Origin of the sequence: Spirulina sp. 06S082, from assembly GCF_034932145.1 — a bacterium.
Lineage (GTDB): Bacteria > Cyanobacteriota > Cyanobacteriia > Cyanobacteriales > Spirulinaceae > CCY15215.
Genome location: NZ_JAYGHV010000204.1, coordinates 1 through 6430, shown reverse-complemented (window position 1 = coordinate 6430; position 6430 = coordinate 1). Strand labels below are relative to the sequence as shown.

Annotated in this window: 8 protein-coding genes and 2 pseudogenes; 5 read left to right on the top strand and 5 right to left on the bottom strand. The window is 43.7% G+C overall.

Going from position 1 to position 6430, the window contains the following annotated elements; all coding sequences use genetic code 11:
• The 3 genes and pseudogenes from VB714_RS14240 to VB714_RS14230 all read right to left on the bottom strand — a co-directional run.
• Positions 1–1450 (bottom strand): hybrid sensor histidine kinase/response regulator (locus VB714_RS14240; protein WP_323225249.1); only part of this gene is annotated, 1450 nt, incomplete at its 3' end.
• 32 nt (positions 1451–1482) lie between these two features.
• Positions 1483–1623: pseudogene (locus tag VB714_RS14235) on the bottom strand (pyridoxal-5'-phosphate-dependent protein); the annotation flags it as partial.
• Positions 1623–2375: a Uma2 family endonuclease gene (locus VB714_RS14230; protein ID WP_323225245.1), complete on the bottom strand. Its 753-nt coding sequence runs from the start codon at positions 2373–2375 to the stop codon at positions 1623–1625. The pseudogene VB714_RS14235 and the gene VB714_RS14230, both read right to left, overlap by 1 nt.
• Before the next feature lie 80 nt (positions 2376–2455).
• Here VB714_RS14230 and VB714_RS14225 point away from each other — a divergent pair.
• From VB714_RS14225 to VB714_RS14205, 5 genes and pseudogenes are all read left to right on the top strand, one after another.
• Positions 2456–3371: pseudogene (locus VB714_RS14225) on the top strand (alpha/beta fold hydrolase).
• 54 nt (positions 3372–3425) lie between these two features.
• Positions 3426–3722, top strand: coding sequence for a hypothetical protein (locus VB714_RS14220; RefSeq protein WP_323225242.1), 297 nt, complete (start codon positions 3426–3428; stop codon positions 3720–3722).
• A gap of 42 nt (positions 3723–3764) precedes the next feature.
• Positions 3765–4070 (top strand): hypothetical protein, encoded by a 306-nt coding sequence (locus VB714_RS14215; protein ID WP_323225240.1) that lies wholly within the window; start codon positions 3765–3767, stop codon positions 4068–4070.
• A 16-nt stretch (positions 4071–4086) separates the two neighbouring features.
• On the top strand, positions 4087–4539 hold the full coding sequence (locus VB714_RS14210; RefSeq protein ID WP_323225238.1) for a nucleic acid-binding protein: 453 nt from the start codon (positions 4087–4089) through the stop codon (positions 4537–4539).
• Positions 4540–4551: 12 nt separating this feature from the next.
• The gene (locus VB714_RS14205; RefSeq protein WP_323225236.1) at positions 4552–6006 is read left to right on the top strand and encodes a RecQ family ATP-dependent DNA helicase; all 1455 of its coding nucleotides are present in this window, start codon (positions 4552–4554) and stop codon (positions 6004–6006) included.
• 56 nt (positions 6007–6062) lie between these two features.
• Here the strand turns inward: VB714_RS14205 and VB714_RS14200 are convergent, their stop codons facing one another.
• Positions 6063–6212 carry a hypothetical protein gene (locus tag VB714_RS14200; RefSeq protein WP_323225234.1) on the bottom strand — a complete coding sequence of 50 codons (150 nt, stop codon included), beginning with the start codon at positions 6210–6212 and terminating at the stop codon, positions 6063–6065.
• A 21-nt stretch (positions 6213–6233) separates the two neighbouring features.
• On the bottom strand, positions 6234–6323 hold the full coding sequence (gene petN / locus VB714_RS14195; protein WP_204105725.1) for a cytochrome b6-f complex subunit PetN: 90 nt from the start codon (positions 6321–6323) through the stop codon (positions 6234–6236).
• Between the last annotated feature and the right edge of the window lie 107 nt (positions 6324–6430).

Genomic DNA, 6430 nt, shown 5'->3' with positions numbered 1-6430 from the left:
AGATGGGGGAGGTGGGGGAGTGGGGGGAGGTGGGGGTTTTTGTTTTCTTATCGATCGCTGACTTGACCCGTAACGCAATAAAACCCGATTTGGTAAATTTGAGGGCATTTCCGAGTAAGTTGATTAACGCCTGACGGAGTTTGCGTTGGTCGGTTCGCACGTATTGGGGTACATCGGGGGCGATCTCGAAAAACAGTTGTAGATCTTTTGATTTGGCTTTTAATTGCAGCATCGCCTCGAGGGAATCTAGTAAAGCATATAAGTCGAAGTCACTCACATCTAGGCTGATGCGTCCGGCTTCAATTTTGGCCATTTCGAGAACGTCATTAATGAGGGTGAGCAAATGTTCGCCACTACGCTTGACGATTTGTAATTGTTCTCGGCGATCGGGCGAAATCGTCTCGTCATTGACCAACAGTTGGGCAAACCCGAGAATGGCATTGAGGGGAGTTCGCAATTCATGGCTCATATTGGCGAGAAAGGCACTTTTGGCGGTATTGGCTTGTTCTGCTGCTTCTTTGGCTTCTTGGAGGGCGGCCTCGACGTGCTTGCGTTGGCTGATATCTCGGGCGACCCAGATTGCCGATCCTGCGGGTAAAGGGGAGATACTGGCAGAAAACCAGATTTCGCGATCGCCAATGGGCAAACTGTAATCAAAATTGAGGGTTTTTTGTTCTTCTACTACCTGCCGTATTTGTTCGAGCCATGTTTGAATATTATCGTGGCGCAAAAAGCGTTCGACGGTGCGATCGAGAGGATTATCTTCAACAGGTTCAGAATACTGGGGATTAGTGGGAGCAATTTCAATATTGCCTTTCTCGTCTACGATGAGGACAATATCCGTCATCGCCTCGAAAATAGCACGGATTTTTTGTTCCGATGCGTGCAGCTTTTGGGCGAGGGCGCTACTTTCAACGATTTTTGCCTCTAGTTTTTGATTGGCGGCGGTTAATTCGACGTTGCGCTCGATCGCTTTCCGCTCTAAAGTTGTGTTTAAATCTTTTAAAAACTGATTGTGTTCCGCCAGTTGTTTTTGCCTTTGATAGCATTCTAAGGTTTCCCGAACGATCGCCTTTAATTCCTGAGAATCCCAAGGTTTGGCAATATAGCGATAAATTCCAGCTTTATTGATGAGATTGCCGACAATTTTGGCGTTGGTTTCTCCAGTTAGTAAAATTTTCAAAATTTGCGGTGCAATCTCGTGTAACTTAACGAGAAGTTCTTCTTTTTCTGTTCCCAAAAAAAGGCGATCGCAAATAATAAAGGGAATTTCTCTCTCTTCTGCTTGCAAATTTACCAAAATCTCTAGGGCTTCTTGACCGCTTTTTGCCCAGGCGATCGCGTAATCTTTTCGGGAAGGGTCTATTGCACAATACTCCTGCAATTGGTTTTGTAAGTCGATTAAAACCGATTGTTCCTCATCTACAAAAATAATGGTGGGTCTGTTCATCTATCTAACAGGCTGCTTAACGATCTATTTAAGAATTTGAAGAAGTTTTCACACTTAAAGAACACCTGACTTTGAGTTTTTTCGTTAAATTGCCGTGAAGTCATCACCGGAGTGCGATGGGCAACTCCGGCAAGGCGATCGGCTGCAACTTCGATGTCTGCGTATACTACCATTATTGCAAATTAGGTTCGATGCCTGCTTCTCGCAGTTGGGCAAGGAGGCGATCGGCGCGATCGCGTTCTTGTTCGGCACGTTCTCGTTCCAGTTCAGCGCGATCGCGTTCCAGTTGAACTAATTCCGATCCCCAAAGCAGAAGCGTACCCGTTTCATCCCACCAACGCAACCAGTCCCCCTCTCGATTGTGTCGGATTCCTGGCCAAAGTCCCAAAAATAGGGAAAGTTCGGCTATCCAATAGCGATCGTGGGTATCGGGGGTTTCTTCTCGGTAGCGTCCCGAGGAATCAAGGCGATAAACCTCTACAATACCTTCTGCTAGGTCGAAAATAACATAAACGGGGACCCGTAAAACTTGTTCGTAAAAGAACCATTTACCGGGGGGATAAGTGGGTTTGGTGGAATATTCCGTCCCTTCGGTTTCCGAGAGAAATTCCATCACGATCGCGGGAGGTTCCCCTTGCAGTTGAGGGGTATAACTGCGATCGACTTCACTATGTGGAACGCGAATGGAAGGGACATAAAACCAATCGGGGGCTTTGACGACCATTTTGCTATTAACGGTGGCGCAGATGCCGTAATTCGAGCCTGTGAGGGCATTCTCAGGGATTCTACCTGCCAGTTCGAGGCTATCCGTTAGCGCTTCCGCAAGGAGGGGTTGATGAATATTATCCACGGGGTCGTCGGGGAGAATATAGTTTTCGGGTAACTTTTCCCAAGTAATTTCGAGAGGAACTGTTGTTGTTGCCATAATGCCAAGAATTGAAGAAAGATTCAATACTTTTCTGTTATTCTACAAGATTGGATGGGAAAAAATCAGGAGCGATCGCCATGACTGCAACAGAAACAATTTCAAATCCTACCGCACCGAAAATATGGCAGTGGAGGGGGTTTGATATTTGCTATCAAAGTTGTGGTGAAGAAGGGGGCCTCAGTGGTTCTGATTCACGGCTTTGGGGCATCTTGGGGACACTGGCGTAAAAATCTTCCGGTTTTGGGTCAAACCCTGCGCTGTTATGCGATCGATTTAATTGGTTTTGGTGCTTCTGCGAAACCTAAACCCGATCTAGAAATTGAGTATACTTTTGAGACTTGGGCGCAACAAATTGCAGATTTTTGTCAAGAAGTCGTGGGTTCTCCTGCCTTTTTAGTGGGTAATTCAATTGGTTGTATTGTTGCAATGCAAACAGCAGTTTCTCATTCTGACTGGGTATTAGGTGTCGCTGCGATTAATTTTTCTTTGCGTTTGCTACACGATCGCAAGCGCCAAGAATTACCGTGGTATCAACGACTCTCTGCACCGATAATGCAAAATTTATTAACACAAAAATGGTTCGGACATTTCTTTTTTCAGCAGTTCGCTCAACCTAAAATTGTCAGAAATATTCTTTTGCAAGCATATCATCGCAAGGAAGCCGTTACCGATGAATTAATCGCTATTTTAATGAAGCCGGCTGCGGATGCGGGGGCTGCGGATGTTTTTATTGCTTTTAGCAACTATTCTCGCGGACCTTTACCCGAAGATTTAATTCCGATTTTACCTTGTCCGGCGATCGTATTATGGGGAACGGAAGACCCTTGGGAACCTCTTGAGTTAGGACAAAAAATTGCTGATTTTCCCACTATTGAACGATTTATTCCTTTGCAAGGATTGGGTCATTGTCCTCAAGATGAGGCTCCAGAAATTGTTAATCCTATTTTACAGGAATGGATTCATAAATTATTAACAGACGCTGCACCTATCTAAATTTTTCTGTTACAGTGAAGAATCAGATCGTTTTGATGCGTTAAGGAGGTATGTATGACAGAGAAAAATAATGTTGTCATCGAGGATATGATTGTGGCGATCGCGCAAATTCCTCAAGAACATTGGGGGAATTTACTGCAAATGATTAAATTGTTTCAGGATAGCGCAAATCCGAAGCCAGAAAAGGCGATCGATCCTTATCTCCAGTTAAAGGAAGAATTAGAAAATCCCGATCCGATTATAGAGGTTGCGAGACAAAAAGCATTAAGCGATTTGTTAAAAGAATGGGATAATGATGATGATGTAGAAGAGCAAAAAGAAACATGGGAAATTTTATCTTCTTTATGTTAATCTTGAAGAATTAGATCGTTTTGATGCGTTAAGGAGGTGTGTATGACAGAGGAAAATAATGTTGTTATCGAGGATATGATTGTGGCGATCGCGCAAATTCCTCAAGAACATTGGGGGAATTTACTGCAAATGATTAAATTGTTTCAGGATAGCGTAAATCCAAAGCCAGAAAAGGCGATCGATCCCCTAGAAGCGAGTCTGAATATGTCCAAAGAGGAACGTCATCGGAAAAATCAAGCAACACTTGCACTATTGCGACACTGGCGAGAACATGGAGACGAACAAGAACACACGGAAACATGGGAATATCTCCAGAAAGCCCTAGAAGAAAACCCTGTTTCTATTTAATTTTATCTTGTTCGATATGAGTAGAGCCATTCTGTTAGATACTGGACCTCTAGGAATGATTGTTAATCCTAGAGCATCTTCCCCTATCGTTCAATCCTGTCAACTGTGGTTAGAATCTTTATTAGTACGAGAAGGAATGGTCGTACTTCCAGAAATCTCTGATTATGAAGTTAGGCGCGAATTAATTCGCGCTAATAAAGTCTCCAGTTTGAGACGATTAGATACTTTTAAGAGAGCTTTGGAATATCATCCTCTGACTACAGAAATAATGCTGAAAGCAGCAGAACTTTGGGCAGATGTACGACGTAGAGGAAGACCCACCGCAGACCCGCAAGCGCTTGATGGTGATGTTATTTTAGCGGCTCAGGCTATGATGGTTAAGGAGATGGGATACGATGCGATCGTGGCAACTACAAATGTGAAACATTTATCTTTGTTTGTCGATGCTCGTGATTGGCAAGAAATTTAATCAGGGTGCAAAATGGATTGGCAAACTGTTCGAGAAACTTTTCAGAAGATTTGGGGTTATGACGATTTTAGACCCCCTCAAGGAGAAATCGTTCGTAGTTTGCTGTCGGGACAAGATGCGCTAATTGTCTTACCAACGGGGGGAGGAAAGTCGATTTGCTTTCAACTTCCGGCTTTGTTACAAACGGGATTAACTTTGGTGGTTTCTCCTTTGGTTGCATTGATGGAAAATCAAGTACAGGAATTGCGCGATCGCAATCTTCCGGCTGCTTCTCTCCACAGTCAAATCCCTTCTTCCCAGCGCAAACAAATATTTAAAAAACTAGAACGACAAACCCTACGTTTGCTTTACCTTTCTCCAGAAACTTTATTAAGTTCTCCGGTTTGGCAATGTTTAATTCAACCGGATTTAAAGATTAATGGCTTAATTCTTGACGAGGCTCACTGCCTCGTACAATGGGGAGAGGTATTTCGTCCGGCTTATCGGCGTTTGGGGGCAGTTCGTCCGACTTTACTTCAGTCTAAACCTTCTGGGTCGAGAATTGCGATCGCCGCTTTTACGGCTACAGCAGATCCTCATGCAAGAGAAACAATTACTCGCTGTTTGCAATTAAAACAGCCTCAACCTTTTCTCCTCAGTCCTTATCGCAAAAATCTTAAGTTAACCGTGCAAATTGTTTGGACTCCGCGAGGGCGCAAACAAAAGATGTTAAAATTTATTAAAAGCAAGAGAAAACAAGCAGGATTGGTTTATGTGCGATCGCGTCTCGAAAGTGAAGAGTTGGCGCAATGGTTTGCCAGATTAAAATATAATGTTGAGGCTTATCATGCGGGGTTAAGTGCGGAACAGAGACGAGAAATTGAGGATAATTGGTTACGAGGAAAGACTCAGTTTGTTGTCTGTACCAGTGCTTTTGGGATGGGGATTAATAAGCCGAATGTTCGCTGGGTGGTACACTTCCAAGCACCGCAATTACTATCGGAATATATCCAAGAAGTTGGACGAGGAGGGCGAGATGGAAAGGTCGCTGAGGCGTTAACTTTAATGAGCGAACCGACGGGATTATTAAATCCAGAAGATAAACAGCGTAATACATTTTTTGCCCAAAAGCAAGAAAAACAGTACAGGAAAGCACAAAAACTCGCCCAAAGTCTTCCCGATCGCGGACAAATCGAAGCAATAAGCAAACAATTTCCTGGAGGTGCGATCGCCTTATCTCTACTCCATAGCGCAGAACAATTAGAATGGCAAGACCCTTTTAATTATCGTCTTGTAGGGACGTTGAATGCAACGTCTCTACAACGATCTTTGCAGCATTTAAGTGCAAAACAAACACAAATTCTCAAACAAATGCAGCAATATTTGACAACTCGCGGCTGTCGCTGGCAATTTTTATTGAACGCTTTTGGTTTTGCAGAAGAGGCGATCGCCTTTCGCTGCGGTCATTGCGATAATTGTCAAAAGTGATAAGCAAATAATTCCCCCTTAAACAAGGGGGAGTTAGAGGAGAGTGAAAATCACAATCAATTTATTCTTTTATCATCCGATGCACGACGGCGATCGCGCCACTCTAACACAGATAAATACAGAATTCCGATACTGATAACCCCAAGAAGTAAAACAGCAACCAGAAACAGAATACTGATCAAAGGCATACGGGTTGAGATTTCCATGCTTTTGAGACTCCTAAATCTTTAAAATCCGTTACGACCCCAAATTACCATTGCGATCGACCAAGTAAAGAGCGCCAGCAAACCAACCCAACCTAATGTCAAAATATCCATAACGCTTGAATCCTAACCCGTTTTGTTAAAGAACAACATCAATCATAATACCAGACGGGGAATTTTTTCGGGAGTGTGTGGGGAGTGTGTGGGGAGATGGGGGAGCT

Excerpts from the sequence above, each read along its gene's own strand:
- VB714_RS14230 (WP_323225245.1), bottom strand. The coding sequence starts at position 2,375 with ATGGCAACAACAACAGTTCCTCTCGAAATTACTTGGGAAAAGTTACCC.
- VB714_RS14220 (WP_323225242.1), top strand. The coding sequence starts at position 3,426 with ATGACAGAGAAAAATAATGTTGTCATCGAGGATATGATTGTGGCGATC.
- VB714_RS14215 (WP_323225240.1), top strand. The coding sequence starts at position 3,765 with ATGACAGAGGAAAATAATGTTGTTATCGAGGATATGATTGTGGCGATC.
- VB714_RS14210 (WP_323225238.1), top strand. The coding sequence starts at position 4,087 with ATGAGTAGAGCCATTCTGTTAGATACTGGACCTCTAGGAATGATTGTT.
- VB714_RS14205 (WP_323225236.1), top strand. The coding sequence starts at position 4,552 with ATGGATTGGCAAACTGTTCGAGAAACTTTTCAGAAGATTTGGGGTTAT.
- VB714_RS14200 (WP_323225234.1), bottom strand. The coding sequence starts at position 6,212 with ATGGAAATCTCAACCCGTATGCCTTTGATCAGTATTCTGTTTCTGGTT.
- petN (WP_204105725.1), bottom strand. The coding sequence starts at position 6,323 with ATGGATATTTTGACATTAGGTTGGGTTGGTTTGCTGGCGCTCTTTACT.